This window comes from Odoribacter laneus YIT 12061 (assembly GCF_000243215.1).
GTDB lineage: Bacteria > Bacteroidota > Bacteroidia > Bacteroidales > Marinifilaceae > Culturomica > Culturomica lanea.
In genome coordinates this window covers 428,320-445,461 of the sequence record NZ_JH594596.1, presented here as the reverse complement: position 1 = coordinate 445,461, position 17,142 = coordinate 428,320, and the positions used below count along the sequence as shown (strand labels likewise).

The following is a 17,142-nucleotide window of genomic DNA, read 5'->3' as shown; positions in this document are numbered from 1 at the left end:
CCTTTACCTTCTATCCGCACCAGTCTACTCCCTTACGAATTTTCAGTTTTAATCCTTTCCTTATCCCAGTTTTTTATCATACGCCTTTCGGGCATCTCCCTCATACTCAATCTCCCCACAATAAACAAATTGCAATTTGTCCAGTATTTTAAGCATATACGAATTATCAAAATTTGTGTCCACCCTGAAGTTGTAAATCCCGTTCCGGTAACTCAATCCTTCGACCTCCTGCATAAAGCGGGTCGCCAAACCACATTGTTTCATGTCCACAGACACGGCCAACCGATGTACAACGACATAGGGTTCTCCCGTATTCCATTTTCCCCGAATCGCCCGGTAAGCCGGTTCTTCTCCAAAAATAACCGCAGCATAGGCCACTACCCGCTCCTCATAACACAACACATAACCATATTCTTCTTGAATGTCTCCGAGAATATCTTTATAAGCAGGATACCCGTTCTGCCATTGCCGGCTATTCCTCAAACGCATCTGTTCTTTCGCCTGAAGGATAATTTGCCATATTTCCCCGATATCCGTTTTCACAGCTTTCCGGAAAATAATTTTCTCTTCGACTTTTAATGGACCCATTTTCTTTCAATCAAGTTTAAATAAATAAATCTTCCCACGTGTTACCTACCGATAACCAAACTTTTATTTCCCCGGACGAATCTTATTTAAATTTATATAAAATCAGATTGAAAAGAAAGACATAAACATTTAAACAAAAAATAAGGCTGAATTCTCAGTTTCCTGCAAATTCAGCCTTATTTAAAAATTATCTGTCTTTTCCTGTTGTATGCGCTTCCACCCATTTGCGGGCGTTTACAAAAGCTTCTATCCACGGACTCACTTCATCTGTCTCCCGTCCCTCTGCATAATAAGGCCAATTCCATGGGAATATAGCCCGCTCCGTATGAGGCATTATGGCTAAATGCCGCCCGTCCTTACTACAAATCGCAGCAGCTGCAAAAGGAGAACCGTTCGGATTAGCCGGATAAACATCATAACTGTATTTAACCGGAATAGCATATTCACTTTCCGCATAAGGGAAATAGAACTTTCCTTCTCCATGGGCAATCCATACTCCCAAACGAGCTCCAGCCAGCGACTTCAGCATAACCGAATCATTCGGCTGTATGGTTACATTTATAAAGCCCGACTCAAACTTATGCGAATCGTTATGCAGCATTTTCGGCATTTCTGCCTGTTCCGGATAAATTAATCCCAATTCTACCATTAACTGGCAACCATTACAAATTCCAATGCTTAAGGTATCCTCCCGTTTGTAGAAATTTTCCAAAGCTTGCCGGGCTTTTTCATTATATTTAAAAGCTCCGGCCCAACCCTTCGCAGATCCCAATACGTCGGAATTGGAAAATCCCCCAACAAAAGCAATCATATTTACATCTTCCAAAGTCTCCCGTCCGGATACCAGATCTGTCATGTGTACATCTTTTACATCAAAACCAGCCAAATGCAAAAACCAAGCCGTTTCCCGCTCACACTGACAGCCTTTCTCCCGGATAATCGCCGCCCTCAGGCCAGAGGGTTTCGTACGATGTAATTCTAACCCTAAATCCGCCAGTTTTCCCGTAAATCCTTTCGGAAATTTAAATTTCAGTTCATTGTGCTTATAGCTCTTATAACGCTCTAAGGCCTTTTCTTCTCCGCTCTGTCGCCGGTCAAGCAAATAAGACGTCTTATACCAAAGATCCCGCAGCGAGGGAATATCCAATGTCCATCGAGCGACATCCTTTTTGAGAGCCAGCTTCCCGGCTAAAGCCGGTTTCCCGATAAATCCGTAAGCTACTCCTGCCTTATCCAGTATACCTGCCACGTTCTTGGCATCCCTGTCCCGGATCTGCATCAATACTCCGGGATTTTCCGCAAACAAAAGCTTTACAATATCTTTTTCTGCTAAAAATGACAAATCTATATCCAGTCCCAAACGATTATCAGCAAAACACATTTCCAACAATGCCGTAATCATACCCCCAGCAGAAATATCGTGACCGGCCAAAACCAAACCCGCTTCTACCAATTTTTGTATGGCAGTAAATGCATTCACAAAATAACCGCTATCCTTTACATCGGGAGTTTCTTTTCCTACTTTATTCAATACCTGCGCAAAACTGGATCCTCCCAATTTCAACTTATCGAAAGAAAAATCTACATAAACAATCTCTGTAGCCGGATCCGCCTTCAATACAGGCGTTATAATCTGACGAACATCCTTTACTTCCCCTACCGTCGATATAATGACGGTACCGGGTGCATACACTTTTTTATCCCCGTATTTTTGGGTCATGGATAAGGAATCCTTTCCGGTCGGGATATTTATTCCCAAGGCTATCGCAAAATCACTGGCAGCCTGTACTGCCTGATACAAACGGGCATCTTCCCCGGGATTACGGCAAGGCCACATCCAGTTTGCCGACAACGACACGCCTTTCAGTCCCTTTTCAATAGGTGCCCAAACCAAGTTGGTCAAAGCCTCGGCTATTGCCAGACGAGAACCGGCAGGAGCATCCGCCATTGCCGCTACAGGAGCATGCCCAATCGAGGTAGCAATTCCTTTATGTCCCTCATAATCCATCATCACCGCAGCTACATCACTCAAAGGCAGTTGTAGAGGCCCTACACATTGCTGACGGGCAACACGCCCCGAAACGGAACGGTCCACCTTATTCGTCAACCAATCCTTTGAGGCCACAGCTTCTATCTGCAATACCTGTTCAATATATTCCTCCAGCTTATCCGCCGTATACTCCAAGTCCGTATATACCTCCTTTAGCGTCTTATCTTCCATAATTGTCTTGGGCGGGTTCCCGAACATATCTTTTAATTCCAAATCGATCGGTTTTTCCCCGGTTTCGGCATTTTCAAAAGTAAATTTCATATCCCCGGTCGTCTCTCCGATTATATACATCGGGGCCCGCTCCCGATCGGCAATTTTCTGCAAGGTCATCACATCCCTTTCCTTCATCACCAATCCCATACGTTCCTGTGATTCATTTCCGACAATTTCTTTAGCCGACAACGTCGGATCTCCTACCGGCAACTTCTCCATATGAATCTTACCACCTGTCTCTTCTACCAATTCCGACAAACAATTCAAATGTCCGCCGGCCCCGTGATCATGAATGGAAATAATCGGATTCACTTCACTTTCAGCCATAGCCCGAATAGCATTGTTTACCCTCTTCTGCATTTCCGGATTGGAACGCTGCACAGCATTCAACTCTATCGCTCCGGCATATACTCCCGTATCTACCGACGACACCGCTCCTCCTCCCATACCAATCCGATAATTATCCCCGCCCAACAATACCACCTTGTCCCCCACTTCAGGAGTATGTTTCATCGCTTGTTCCCGGTTACCAAAACCTATCCCCCCCGCCTGCATGATGACTTTGTCGTAACCGTAGATCCGCCCCCCCTCTTCGTGCTCAAAGGTCAACAAAGAACCACATATCAGAGGTTGTCCGAACTTATTACCGAAATCTGAGGCCCCATTCGAAGCTTTGATCAAAATATCTTCCGGTGTCTGATACAACCATTTCCGCGGGTCGATATTTTCCTCCCACAACCGTCCGGCATCCAAACGCGGATAAGAAGTCATATAGACAGCCGTCCCTGCTAAGGGTATTGCAGCCTGTCCTCCGGCAATCCGGTCGCGGATTTCTCCCCCCGTGCCCGTTGCAGCCCCGTTAAAAGGTTCCACTGTAGTAGGGAAATTATGAGTTTCCGCCTTTAAAGAAATTACCGTGTCGATTTCCCTTGTTGTATAAAAATCAGGTTTGTCCTGCGTATACGGCGCAAATTGTAACGTACTCGGTCCTTCGACAAAAGCACAATTGTCTTTATAGGCAGAAACAATCTGATTCGGATTTTCCTGAGATGTCTTCTTTATCAATTTGAAAAGAGAACTCTCCTTTTCCTCTCCATCAATAATAAAAGTCCCATTGAAAATTTTATGCCGGCAATGCTCCGAATTTACCTGAGAAAAACCAAACACTTCTGAATCGGTCAGCGAACGTCCTAGCTTTTCTGCCAAACGTTCGAGATAAATAATTTCATCTTCACTCAGAGCAAGTCCTTCTTGCTTATTATATTCCCTTATGTTCTCAATATATACAACCGGATCCGGTTTTTTATCAATGGTAAAAATCTGCTGGTCTAATCCCTTATAAAAAGCCTTTAGCATCGGATCGAAAGGCGTCTGTTCATTTTCTGTCCTTACAAACTCTTCGATACGCAAAATGCCGCTGACTCCCATATTCTGTGTGATCTCAACGGCATTTGTACTCCAGGGAGTAATCATCTCCCGACGAGGACCGATATAATAGCCCTCTAAAGCATCGTCCTTCACCCGTTTCGCACCGCTGAACAACCATTCTAACTTACTAATGTCAAGAGGATTTTCGGACGTATGATAGTGTACGGCAAACACCGTTACGCCCTTCTGATAGAAAACTATACTCATGCTCTATATGAATTTATTTCATGTATTTAAGTACACAAAGATAATCATTTTACCCCTATTTCCCACACAAAAGCTTAAAATTCACGCTCGATAAATTTAACTTTTCTCCCCCTCTTTTAAGGTATTCACCTGATAAATTATTTTCCGGATTTTACAGAAAAAATTTTCAGACTTTCCCTTCTTTAAAAATTATAGCTACATTTGGATTTCTCATTATCCTTCGAATACTATGCTCGAATTACCAGAATCCACCACTATCAGTCGTCAGGCAAGCAGTATGCTGACCGGTAGAACAATCGCAGAAGTAATTCCCGCCACCCATCCGCATAAATTCACTTTTTACAACGGAGATCCGCTTGCTTATCCTTCTCTTTTGACAGGACGAAAGATCGAAACGGTAAAAGGATACGGAGCTTTTGTAGATTTGATTACGGATCAAAACACTCATTTGCTGATCGGCGACGGGACTATTATGCGATATTATCCTCCCAAAGAAGAACGCCCGGCCAAATACCAGCAACTACTCGTACTGGATGACGGTAGTTTTTTGGTTTTTACTGTAGCTATGTACGGCGGAATTTTCGCTTTTCAAGGCGAATACGATAATCCCTATTACCAAGGCAGCATTCACAAGTTGAGTCCTTTGGACCTCCATTTCGATGAAGTGTATTTTGAAAAGATGATCAGAAATTCCAAAAAGACACTTTCCGCAAAAGCTTTATTGGCGACCGAACAACGTATTCCGGGCCTGGGAAACGGTGTCGTCCAGGATATTCTTTTCAACGCCAGTATTCATCCCAAACGTAAAATTTCTACCCTCAACGAACTGGAAAAATCAGATTTATTATACAGTATAAAAGGAACTTTATCCCGCATGATCGAACAAGGGGGACGGGATACCGAAAAAGACTTCTGGGGAAATTGGGGCGGTTATCGAGTCGTGTTGTCTAAAAATACTTATACAAAACCCTGTCCCCGTTGCGGACATAAAATTATGCGAGAAGCCTATCTGGGAGGTACTGTCTATTATTGCCCGCAATGTCAGCCCCTTTCCTCCCCCCTGTCAGTCTGAAGAATAAGAAGAAATAATTTTACATTCGATCTTTCTCCTTATTTATTTCTACACATCAGTCCTAAGGCTATCAAGGAGCAAGCGACCATAACAATGGCAGTAGCATGCAGAATGTTTCCCAATCCAACCAAAGGGGAAACGATTCCTCCGATTAAAAATCCGACAGCTCCTAAAATAGCAGAAGCCGTACCTGCTTTCTGACGCTCCGCATCCAAAGCTAAAGTGGTAGTAGTAGGCATTACAAGTCCGCTGAAAAGTAAAGTAAAAAAAAGAGCTCCCTCAAAATACAAGATCGGCAACTCAAACCAAAGGGTCAAAGCTGTCAGGATAGAAAGCAGAAACGAACCACCTACCCCTAACAACACTCCTTTTCGCATAGAACGGAAATAACTCGCCCAGGTAGTTCCTATAATTAAAGCAATAGCATTCCCGGCAAAACAAAAACTGTACATCAGTGGAGATAACTCATAATGCTGCTGTAAAATAAAAGGAGAAGAAGAAATATAAGCAAAAATCACCCCTAAGATCAAAGCCTGTACCCACACATAACTCATAAATTTACGTTTGACTAAAAGCGGAAGGAAAGTCTGGAATGAGGAAAAAGCAGAAATAGTAATTCTCTTTTCCCGGGGTAAAGATTCCTTTAATCGCCCACACAGCAATAGCAACAAAATTCCTAATACCAATAAAGCGAAAAAAATCCCCTGCCAGTTGGTAAATTTCAACAGGACTCCTCCTACAATAGGAGCTATAATAGGAGCTAAACCATTGACAGCCGAAATCATGGCAAAAGCTTTTGCCAACTCTTTCCCGGAATAACAATCCGTTGCCACCGAACGGGATATGACAATACCGCCAGCTCCCGCCATTCCCTGCAAAAACCGGAAAAAAATAAAAACTTCTACATTCCAGGAAAAAATACAACCAATCGTCGAAAAGAAAAATACCCCTAACGAAAGGAGAAGAGGTTTACGGCGCCCATATTTATCACTGAGCGGTCCAACAATAATTTGTCCGAAAGCCAAGCCCAACATAGCCGTCGTAATTCCCAATTGCACCATAGAAGCGGTGGTACCAAAATAAGCAGTCATCGCCGGAAGGCCAGGCAGATACATATCTGTAACAAAAGGCCCGAAAGCGGCCAAAATACCCAGCACTACAAGTAAAAATGTCTTTGAATTTTGCATATTTTCTAAAAAATGTCCCTAATGTCAGATCGAAAAATGAAAGACAGACTTTTAAAATAAATCACGCCGCAAAGTTCTGTCGATTTCTCCGTTTCCAAAAGTTTTATTTTCTATGCAATTGGTTTTATTTGAAAATAAATTTCTAAACCTGTCCACACAAATTTTCCCTCTTCTTATTTTCGCAATCGGAAAAAGGGAAGAAAGAAATATTCAAGACTTTCTATTTTTTAATATTTGAATTTTCTCTCTATGCATACTCACTTTTTTAAATGTATAAACTATTTTAATCGTATCTTTACAGCATGAAATACAATACAATTATAAATTTTCCGGAAAAAGGTATCGAATCGTTTTCCCTTTCAGCTAACGAAATCCAAACAGTGGGAAAATCTTATTCCAAGGTTTTTTTCTATATGCTGGTAGAATCCGGTACCGCCCTTTTCGCTATCAATGAAAATAAATATTCCATTACCCCCGCTACTTTGGTGATTTTCGCTCCCGAATATTCCGGGCAACTTCTCTATGCCAGTTCCGATTTCCGGAGTGAAATGCTGATTGTCACGAAATCCTTTCTGGATACATTACCCGCTTCCGACAGTATGTATAAGCATATTGCCAAAGTTATGCTGCAACAACGACAAGTAAATCCGTTAAACAAATCGCAGCAACTGGTTTTATCTGAAAGTATTCGACAGATTCAGAAAAAGCTCAGACTCCTCCAACATCATTTGTACCGGGAGATCGTACAAAATTCATTAGTGGCATTTTTATTGGAAATCAGCAACATTTGGATTGAAAATCATTGGGATTTATGGGAAGAATACAACCAGGTAAGGTATGAATACGTTTTAAAAAGGTTTATAGAAGTATTGATGCAGAATTACAGAAAAGAACATTTGGTGCCGTTTTATGCCGGACAACTGAATATCACGCCCCAATACCTCTCTCTCATTGTCAAAAGCCTTACGGGACGTACTCCGAGCCAGTTTATTTTCGAAAGACTCTATTGCGAAGCCCGTACCTTACTCTGTCATCCCAATTTATCTATCAAAGAAATTTCAGAACTATTACAATTTTCTGATCAATCCGCATTCGGAAAATTTTTTAAAAAACATGCCGGTCTTTCTCCCGTCGAATTTCGGAAAAAAATGACACATCGCAATTCCCTATAGTATTTTCTGCCTGTTATTTTTAATTAGGCTACTTACAATTTCACCGGATAAAATTAGTCATAATCGGTTTTTCTGATTCCGGGAATTTATTTTCGTGAAGACTTCTCAATATCCAAGCCATATTCCGTCCTAAAGTACGCATTGTCTGAAGTCCTTCAGCATCCTGCAAAGCTTCTCCCTCCCGCATTCCATGAACGCTATTCCAATATTGGGAAGACACAACAGGCATATTTAAAATCGTAAAATACTTGTTCAAGCGGTCAAAAGTTGCACTGCTTCCTCCCCGACGGCAAACCGCTACCGAAGCCGCCGGTTTATAGGCCAACAATTCCGAACAAGAATAAAATACCCGATCGAGCAAAGCACACAAGGAACCATTCGGCCCGGCATAGTAGACCGGTGAGCCCACAACCAAAGCATCCGCTGATTTCAGGGCCTCCCGCACCTCTTTATAAAGTATATCATTAAACACACAACGTCCCAATTCGCTACATTTGTTACAGGCTATACATCCCTGGACAGCTTTCATTCCAATAGACATCAACCGGGTTTGTATTCCCTCTCTTTCTAATGTTTTCGCTACTTCCGAAAGTGCGATAAACGTATTTCCCTGGGAATGAGGACTCCCATTTATTAACAATACTTCCATAGATTTTGTTTTTTACAAAAATACGGATTAATCAGAAATTTCAGATCATTATTCCAAAATCAAATTGAGCTTCTGTTTTTCCTTTATTTCAAATCTATTTTCGGCTTGCCCCATGTGAAATAATACCTGAATATTTCCCATTATTTCCAGATTTTTCCGGCTTTATCAGAAAACGGTATGCATTCCCTTCGTTCCCTGATAAGCACTTCGTTGGTTAGCTCACCTAAGAGACGGATACAGGAACATTCGGTTCGGATGAAATTTGCTGTTGATTTCTGATCGTAAAGTTTTATCCTGAATAAAGTTCTGTTCATCAAACCCGGAGAATTGCCAATCAGTTGTGCGCTGATCCTAGAGGCGAATCTATTTGAATCCAGACTTTATACTTCTTACTCTTTAGCTCTCTACCATTTTATCTCACAAAGTCCTTTACTTCGAAAATAGGCATTCGCTCTACTGAAGTGTTTACATCCGAAAAATCCCCGGTCAGCCGATAAAGGTGAAGGATGCGGAGCTGTCAGTACATAATGCCGGCTACGGTCGATTAAAGCTCCCTTCTTTTGTGCATAAGCTCCCCACAACATAAATACAATATTCTCCCGTTCTTCATTCAAATGCCGGATCACCGCATCTGTAAACTCTTCCCATCCTTTTCCTTTATGTGAACCGGCCTGATGCGCCCTTACCGTCAGGATTGCATTAATCAGTAACACGCCCTGTTCTGCCCACCTCTCCAAGCGTCCCGACCTCGGTATCGGCTTTCCCAAATCATTCTCGATCTCTTTAAAAATATTGACCAATGAAGGCGGAAAAGGCATTCCATCCATCACAGAAAAGCATAGCCCATAATATTGTCCTGGTTCGTGATAAGGATCCTGTCCCAGAATTACCACTTTAACCTGCTCGAAAGGACAGGTATTGTAAGCATGAAAAATCCGTTTTCCTGGAGGAAATACCGTATACCGAGCATACTCTTCCTTAACAAACTGTACCAATTGCTCAAAATAAGGTTTATCAAACTCCTCTTGTAGACGTTGCCGCCAACTCTCCTCGATTTGTACATTCATGGAATTATCTTTTAATAAATTTTATTTCCTAAAATAAACACAAATATAAAAACTTTTCCCCCATGGGGACGGACCTTTTTGGTGGATACTTCTTTTTGTTATCTGATTAAAAAACTATTGTATACTAATAAGACAAGAGAAAAAAGGATTTTTTATCAAAAAAGAAGAGAATTTTCTTTTATTTAATAAATACGAGACAAAATATAAGTTATTTATTTACATACTATTAGCAAGACATCCAAAAGGTCCGTCCCCGTGGGGGCATCTTCTGGAAGATTTTATTTGCCTTTTTGAGCCAATTTTCGCAGAAAAGGATTTTTAAGTTTTTGAATAAGTTGATCATAAGTAAAATGTAAATAGGCTTCAGGAATTCGAATATTTTTATTATCGGTTGACAGGGCTTCCTGCATTTGATGAAACAAACGCCAACGCATATGTGAAAGCAAGGAGTCCTCAATCCAATACAAAAAAGTAGTTTCCGGACTTAAAGATTCCAATTTTTTCATTTCCAAATAAAGTGGATAGCCGTCCAAAACATCATGCCACAGATCTACAAATGCATAATTGTATTTCCGAACAGGCATTTGATGAATGGCATACTCAAAAGCATCTGCCTGAATAATAGTCACTTTTTGTTTACCAGGAAATTGTGGTAAAATATATGTTTTAAATAAAGAAATTACGACACTATCTTTTTCTATAATAGTAACACTTTCAACCGCTGATTTCTCGGAAACCATATAAGCATAATAACCAAGCCCTAACCCAAATGTAACGACACATCCTGTAGCCAATTCAATAGCTCGCTGCATCGTTTCCACTTCATTAGGTTTAATAGCCATCCATTCATTATTATTTTGCATTACTGCCGGGAAAGAAAATTCCGTATCGAAAAAGCCAATTTGTGGAATTTCTTTAAAATCCTCATCAAGTACAATTTCATTACATACAAAAGCCTCATAAGGTATATACTTTTCGTATTTTAACTCCCAATCACCGAAACGAACCTGAGGAATACGAAGGTGCATATAATAAGGGTTTGTTTTGTACTCCTGTGAGTCGAGCTTACGAACCGCCGGCATAAGGTAATTTACTGCCAATTGGCGATCCCGGACATTGTTTTCAATATTTAAACCACAGGCTACTATCAACAGATGACGAAATGCCTCCTCTTCCGGAACACCACACTCCTCACAAAAATTATGTATGAGTTCCTCCGTAACAAAATTCGGACAATCCGTAAGATAAGTACTCAACAATCCCACAACCTCATTATTCATCTCCATAATCTCTGCCAAACGCTCAAATTTTCGGCGATCAATTGTACTTAACCTTATACCCATTTTCCTTACAACCTTTACGATACAAGCAAAGATAATGATTTTACCAATACAGTCCGGCAAAAGACATCCGTAAGTAAATAAATATAAAATATCAAAGTAACTTTAATTTTTTCTTCTCCCCCCCCACGGGGACGGACCTTTTTGGTATTTTACTGACAACATAGGAATAAAGAACTTATATTTATCCAGTAAATAAAACAAAATTTTTCCCTTACCTGATAGAAAATCCTTTTCTTATCTTAATAGTATACAATACAATAGATTTATAACCAAATAAAAAAAGCATCCACCAAAAAGGTCCGTCCCCGTGGGGGGGAAAGTTAGTTTATCCAATTTTCGACTTCATTTTTCAAAATACTGTAAACGTTTAGGTCCGTATATTTGCCTTCCAGCAGTAATTCACCTTCCCGTTCTATACCTTCTAAAGTAAAGCCAAGACGCTGAGGTATAGCATTACTGGGACGGTTGCCTGTAGCACAACGGATTTGAATACGATTTATGCCCCGTTCACTGACCACCCATTTACATAGGTGACGAACGCAACGGCTCATTATCCCCCGTCCCTGATATTTGGGAATAAGCCAATACCCGATCTCTGTACGGTGGTTAATGTTATCGGTAGTAACAAAACCGATTAACCCACATAACTCGTTTCCACACATAATGACAAATACAATATTCCGCTCCTTATAAGGGACAGAAAGCTGCGTTTTCAAAAATTCTTCTTCATCCGCTACCTCTCTCAAATTGTCCACAAAAGGTAACCACGTACGCAAGTAATCACGATTATCATAGATGGTCTGCCAGATAACCGATGCATCTTCCAGAACGGCTTCCCGAATAAAAAAATCAGCTTCAATCCAAGCAAAATGTCCATGCAAAGTTTGTTTTACTTTTTCTGTATTTTTTGTCTGTTTTTCCATACACTTCAATTGAATAATTTTGAATATCTTTGAGTTATAAAATCTGTTATCGAATGTCTTCCGATCTCACAACAGAGGATTCCCCTACCCACTATATATTATCCCATAACTTCCGATCTAAAAACAGGAAGTCCGCGACCCGTTAAAGGAATATTTCGACTTCACAAACAGTTGTATTCACTATTTCTTCCGGTTTTAGCCATTTCAAATCACAAACCAATAATATAAACGTGTTATATAGATTCACTCACAGTCTGTTTCGCCATAGCGAAAAAATAAAATGACCTAAGCAATTTACAACAATATTCCTGAAATTTATGCCTTCCACCTATCCATCGTTATCTTACTATCTGCCCGAAAAAAACACGGTATCGGCGGGTTTAATATAAACAACATTTCCTGATATTCCTTCCTCTTCTCTATTAAAAAATTCCTTTTTCCCGTTCTCCGGTATCCTCCCGGAACAATTTCTTACCGTCAACAAGCAATAACCGGATCAGATCCTCCTATTTGAATATTTTCCAAAACTTTCCCTCTTAGCTTACGTAAATTAACGAAAAGTAATCATTCTATGGACAGTTTATACGCACGTACCGGATTTGATATATCGCGTACCATTACCCGCAACTACAGTACGTCTTTTTTTTCAGCCGTTAATCTATTAGCCAAAGATATACGCGAAGCTATTTTCGGAATCTACGGTTTCGTCCGGCTGGCTGACGAAATTGTAGATAGTTTTACGGACTACGACCGCCAATACCTGTTAAACCGTTTTGAGCAAGATTATGCTGAAGCCATTCAGCAGGGAATCAGTACCAATCCGGTAATCAACGCTTTCGAGCTCACCGTCAGAAAATACCGGATTGACCGACACCTCATAGAAGCTTTCCTCAAAAGTATGCGGGCAGACTTGTCCCACCCGGGATATTCCCGGAAAAGCGATATAGAAGAATATATCTATGGTTCGGCCTCAGCAGTAGGCCTGATGTGCCTTCGGGTGTTTACCGGAACGGATGACGTTCTTTACGAAAAACTGCAACAACCGGCCATGAAATTAGGATCAGCTTTTCAAAAAGTAAATTTTTTACGGGATTTACGTACCGATCTGGAAGTTCTGGACCGCGTTTATTTTCCCGAACTCAACCGTCAGAATTTTAACGAAGTACACAAACAACAAATCATAACGGAAATCGAATCGGAGTTTGCCGAAGCTTATCAAGGGATCCGGCAACTCCCTTCAAACTCACGGCTGGGGGTATTCATCGCTTACCGCTATTATACCAAATTGTTGCAAAAAATCAAAAAGACACCCGCACACAAGTTGATTACCCACCGTATTCGTATACCGGACGTAAGCAAAGCCCTATTGCTTTCACATACGCTCCTGTTAAATAAAATAAATCTCATTTAAAATGGAAAAATCTATTGTGGATACCTCCCAAGTTGTACTTGTAGATCTTAACGATCGTCCCACAGGATATATGGAAAAACAGGAAGCTCATCGGCAAGGCCTACTTCACCGGGCCATATCCGTTTTTCTTTTCAATACGGAAGGACAATGGTTATTACAAAGACGGTCTTTTACCAAATATCACTCTGCAGGTTTATGGTCAAATGCCTGTTGTACTCATCCCTATCCCGGCGAATCGCCCGAAAGAGCAGCCCAAAGACGAATAAAAGAAGAACTGGGACTATCGTGTCCGCTCGAAAAACAATTTTGTTTTCTCTATAAAACAGCCTTGGATCACGGGTTAACAGAATATGAATACGACCATATATTTACAGGATATGCCACCGATCTTCCAGAAATTAACCTGACCGAAGTCCAGGAATGGGGGTATTTCAGTCCTGCCCTTCTTATCAAAGATGTAAAAGCCCATCCGGAATATTACACCGTATGGTTTCGAAAAACCTTTCCCGAAATTCTCAAACGTCAATAATTTTCCTGACTAATGCAACGATTAGAATTTATCTCCCGCAAAGCAATTCTGTTCATCACCTGGATACTCATCGCTTTTTTTGTATATGGGATGGGTATAGTCAGTATATTGACTCCTGCCACCCGGGAAGCTGCTTTGCCGATGACTCCTATAGCCCTGCTGCTCACCACTGCTGTGCTTTTATTTTTTGCACGCACGGTTTACACCCGCCGGATGATACTCGTTTTTATAGCTATCGCCCTTATCGGTTTTCTCGTAGAGTTAGTAGGTGTCCAAACGGGTTGGATTTTCGGACATTATCGTTACACTTCAAATTTCGGTGTACGTTGGTGGGGCACTCCTCCTCTGATCGGTATTAACTGGCTTTTTCTCAGCTATGCCTGGGCAGCGGTTCTGCAAAATACCGCCTCTGCTCCCGTACACCGGATTGTATATGCAGCTTTGGGGATGTTAGCCTACGACTTACTGCTGGAACAAGCCGCTCCGCGGATGCAGTTATGGTACTGGGAAAAGGGAAATATTCCTTTCAGCAATTATATCGCCTGGTTTGTACTGGCTCTATTTTTTCAATGGCTTATTCGTCATAACCGGATCGTTACTCAGAATAATATGGCTTTACCCCTGTTAGTGCTCCAAATTGTTCTCTATATAAGTGTCATTCTCTATATCTAATTAATAATGGAAATAATTGCAGGTATCGTCATCGGATTTATGCTCCTACAAATGGGAATAGCTCTGTACAACTTAAGGCATCCATACACCTTACCTCCTTCAGACGAACAAATCATCCGTCAGACTTCCATACTGATACCCGCACGCAATGAAGAGAAAACACTGCCTCTGCTACTGAATGATCTGCTCAGACAATCTCACCTTCCCTTGGAGATTATCGTCTGCGACGACCATTCGGACGACCGTACTTACGCTATCGTCAATAAACTGGCGGCCGTCTGCCCGTATCTCCGTATATTTCGCAGCGAAGATTTACCGGCTGGCTGGCTAGGGAAAAACTTTGCCTGTCACCAGTTGGCCCGTCAAGCACAGGGACGTTATCTGCTATTTTTGGATGCAGACGTACGGATCGGAGAAGTGGGAATAGGTCGCGTCATCACTCTGGCTCATAAATTACAAACAGGATTGTTATCCGTCTTTCCGCGCCAGATTATGTTGAGTGCCGGCGAAAAAGCGACCGTACCTCTGATGACGTATATTTTACTGACTTTACTACCTCTATCCCTTGTCTATAAAGTTGCTGATCAAAGTGCTTTAGCCGCTGCCAACGGTCAGTTTATGTTATTTGAAGCCGATAGTTATCATCGCCTCCAGCCCCATTGGAAAGTACGCAGTGAGGCTGTAGAAGACGTTGCCATCTCCCGTCTCTATAAAAAGGCTGCCCTGAGTGTTGCTTGTCTGACCGGTATTCCGGACATATCCTGCCGCATGTACACATCCCGACAGGAAGCTCTCTCCGGATTTACCCGTAATATAGCCGGATTTTTCGGTGGCAGTCTTATTTTAGCTACATTATTTTGGTTATTAACGGGTTGGGGCTGGCTTTTCGTAGGTTTGGCATTTTCCTGGCCGGGACTGCTCTTTTATTTTGGAATCCGGGGAATAATCCGTATTCTCGTTGCCCGGACCTGTTGTCAATCGATCCATGTAAACCTGATAGGATCCATCCCCCAACAAGCAAACCTGGGCAGCATATTACTTTGCGCCTGGCTCAACCGTAAAAAGGGCTACCAGATATGGAAAGGAAGAAACATCTTAAATCAAAAACAAACATGAAACAAAATGTACTGATTGTCGGAGCAGGCATCGGAGGATTGGCCACGGCCTTGCGACTGGCTAAGAAAAATTACAATGTTGAAATCGTAGAAAAGAACTCCCAAGCCGGAGGACGTGTAAACCGGATCTGCAAAGACGGCTTTACATTTGATACTGGTCCCAGTTTTTTCAGCATGTCCTATGAATTCGAAAAATTTGCCCGCGACTGTGGCATTCAGCTACCTTTCCGTTATCATGCTGTCGACCCTCTTTACACCGTAAATTTCCGCAATCACCCCCAAACCTACCAGCTTTACCGGGATATAACCAAGCTAGCAGCACAATTTGAAGGAATAGAACCGGACTTTGCTGCAAAAATGGAACGTTATCTCGACAAAAGCCGCGAAATCTTCGATTCTACAATCGACATCGTAGTCCGGCAGAATTTTGATTCCCTGAGGGACTATTTTTCCAAACTGATGAAAGTCAATCCGGCTTTACTCCCCGTATTATTCACGAACTTTTGGAATCACATCAGCCGTTATTTTTCGTCGGAGGAAGCCCGGCAAATTATCTCTCTGGTATCTTTTTTCCTCGGACGTACTCCTTTTAATACCAGTGCCGTTTATTCCCTGCTTTCCTACACAGAATTCCGACACGATGGCTATTTCAATGTCGAAGGCGGCATGTACAAAATCGTCGAAGGCTTCGTAAACGAACTACGGGAAGCTGGCGTAAAAATTACTTACAACACGGAAATTATACACGCTACCCAAAAAGGCAATCGGCTCCTAACCTTAACGGATCAAAACGGTGTTTCGCATAGCGCCGACCTCTTCGTCATCAATGCAGACGCTGCAGCTTTCAGGGGTAAAATATTTAAACGCCGGGCTTTCAATGAACGGCATCTGGACCGAATGGGCTGGACCATGGGGGTTATGACCTTATATATCGGTATCAATTGCAAACTACCGCAGGTACATCTTCACAATTACTACCTCGGTAATAACTTCCGCGAATATGCCGGCAAAGTATTTCGCCGGCCCCAGACTTCAGAAACGCCCTATTACTACGTAAACGTCATCTCCCGGCATAATCCCAACTGCGCTCCAGAAAATGCAGAAGCTCTTTTTTTCGTCGTTCCGGTACCTGATTTACGGTTTAAACCTTGTTGGGACGACCGTGACCGGATAGCCGATAACATTCTTGCTGATTTTTCCACCCGTATCGGCCAAGACATCCGTCCGCATATTGTCAGTAGCACTATTTACACCCCTCTCGATTGGGAAAGCCGTTTCAATCTATACCGGGGCAGTGGTCTCGGACTGGCGCACGATATGCTGCAGGTAGGAGCCTTCCGCCCTCGCAATTACGACGAAGTCTTTCCCAATGTATTTTATGTAGGAGCTTCTACTGTGCCGGGTACAGGTTTACCCATGACAATAATCAGTTCCAAGCTGACCACAGAAAGAATTGAAAAGAAACACTTATAGGAATATGTCCGATTCAGGTAAAACGACCGTATCGGTTTCTCTC

14 protein-coding genes are annotated in these 17,142 nt (G+C 41.9%); 7 read left to right on the top strand and 7 right to left on the bottom strand.

Going from position 1 to position 17,142, the window contains the following annotated elements:
* Positions 1-60: 60 nt before the first annotated feature.
* Together HMPREF9449_RS01835 and purL are read right to left on the bottom strand one after the other, a co-directional pair.
* The gene (locus tag HMPREF9449_RS01835) at positions 61-588 is read right to left on the bottom strand and encodes a GNAT family N-acetyltransferase (protein WP_009135524.1); all 528 of its coding nucleotides are present in this window, start codon (positions 586-588) and stop codon (positions 61-63) included.
* A 187-nt stretch (positions 589-775) separates the two neighbouring features.
* Positions 776-4,486 (bottom strand): phosphoribosylformylglycinamidine synthase, encoded by a 3,711-nt coding sequence (purL, locus tag HMPREF9449_RS01830; RefSeq protein ID WP_009135523.1) that lies wholly within the window; start codon positions 4,484-4,486, stop codon positions 776-778.
* A gap of 229 nt (positions 4,487-4,715) precedes the next feature.
* Between purL and HMPREF9449_RS01825 the strand changes: the two genes are divergently transcribed.
* Positions 4,716-5,558: a DNA-formamidopyrimidine glycosylase family protein gene (locus HMPREF9449_RS01825; RefSeq protein ID WP_009135522.1), complete on the top strand. Its 843-nt coding sequence runs from the start codon at positions 4,716-4,718 to the stop codon at positions 5,556-5,558.
* Between the two features lie 38 nt (positions 5,559-5,596).
* On the opposite strand, the gene HMPREF9449_RS01820 is transcribed toward HMPREF9449_RS01825, so the two are convergent.
* Entirely contained in the window at positions 5,597-6,745 is a 1,149-nt protein-coding gene (locus tag HMPREF9449_RS01820; RefSeq protein ID WP_009135521.1) for a multidrug effflux MFS transporter, read from the bottom strand.
* 302 nt (positions 6,746-7,047) lie between these two features.
* Here HMPREF9449_RS01820 and HMPREF9449_RS01815 point away from each other — a divergent pair, with 302 nt between their 5' ends.
* On the top strand, positions 7,048-7,917 hold the full coding sequence (locus tag HMPREF9449_RS01815) for a helix-turn-helix domain-containing protein (RefSeq protein ID WP_009135520.1): 870 nt from the start codon (positions 7,048-7,050) through the stop codon (positions 7,915-7,917).
* A 40-nt stretch (positions 7,918-7,957) separates the two neighbouring features.
* On the opposite strand, the gene HMPREF9449_RS01810 is transcribed toward HMPREF9449_RS01815, so the two are convergent.
* From HMPREF9449_RS01810 to HMPREF9449_RS01795, 4 genes are all read right to left on the bottom strand, one after another.
* Complete coding sequence (locus HMPREF9449_RS01810; RefSeq protein WP_009135519.1) at positions 7,958-8,566, bottom strand: flavodoxin family protein; 609 nt, start codon at positions 8,564-8,566, stop codon at positions 7,958-7,960.
* Between the two features lie 404 nt (positions 8,567-8,970).
* Positions 8,971-9,633: a uracil-DNA glycosylase gene (ung, locus tag HMPREF9449_RS01805; RefSeq protein ID WP_009135518.1), complete on the bottom strand. Its 663-nt coding sequence runs from the start codon at positions 9,631-9,633 to the stop codon at positions 8,971-8,973.
* A 278-nt stretch (positions 9,634-9,911) separates the two neighbouring features.
* Positions 9,912-10,976, bottom strand: a complete 1,065-nt coding sequence (locus tag HMPREF9449_RS01800) for a hypothetical protein (protein ID WP_009135517.1) — start codon at positions 10,974-10,976, stop codon at positions 9,912-9,914.
* A 320-nt stretch (positions 10,977-11,296) separates the two neighbouring features.
* On the bottom strand, positions 11,297-11,899 hold the full coding sequence (locus tag HMPREF9449_RS01795) for a GNAT family N-acetyltransferase (protein WP_009135516.1): 603 nt from the start codon (positions 11,897-11,899) through the stop codon (positions 11,297-11,299).
* Between the two features lie 571 nt (positions 11,900-12,470).
* On the opposite strand from HMPREF9449_RS01795, the gene HMPREF9449_RS01790 reads away from it, so the two are divergent.
* From HMPREF9449_RS01790 to HMPREF9449_RS01770, 5 genes are read left to right on the top strand one after another with little or no spacing between them, the layout of a single operon-like run.
* Positions 12,471-13,310, top strand: coding sequence for a phytoene/squalene synthase family protein (locus HMPREF9449_RS01790; protein ID WP_009135515.1), 840 nt, complete (start codon positions 12,471-12,473; stop codon positions 13,308-13,310).
* A gap of 1 nt (position 13,311) precedes the next feature.
* Positions 13,312-13,839 (top strand): isopentenyl-diphosphate Delta-isomerase, encoded by a 528-nt coding sequence (gene idi / locus HMPREF9449_RS01785; RefSeq protein ID WP_009135514.1) that lies wholly within the window; start codon positions 13,312-13,314, stop codon positions 13,837-13,839.
* Between the two features lie 12 nt (positions 13,840-13,851).
* The gene (locus HMPREF9449_RS15710) at positions 13,852-14,511 is read left to right on the top strand and encodes a carotenoid biosynthesis protein (RefSeq protein ID WP_009135513.1); all 660 of its coding nucleotides are present in this window, start codon (positions 13,852-13,854) and stop codon (positions 14,509-14,511) included.
* Positions 14,512-14,517: 6 nt separating this feature from the next.
* The gene (locus HMPREF9449_RS01775) at positions 14,518-15,627 is read left to right on the top strand and encodes a glycosyltransferase (RefSeq protein ID WP_009135512.1); all 1,110 of its coding nucleotides are present in this window, start codon (positions 14,518-14,520) and stop codon (positions 15,625-15,627) included.
* The gene (locus HMPREF9449_RS01770; protein ID WP_009135511.1) at positions 15,624-17,099 is read left to right on the top strand and encodes a phytoene desaturase family protein; all 1,476 of its coding nucleotides are present in this window, start codon (positions 15,624-15,626) and stop codon (positions 17,097-17,099) included. Before HMPREF9449_RS01775 ends, HMPREF9449_RS01770 begins: the two co-directional genes overlap by 4 nt.
* Positions 17,100-17,142: the final 43 nt, after the last annotated feature.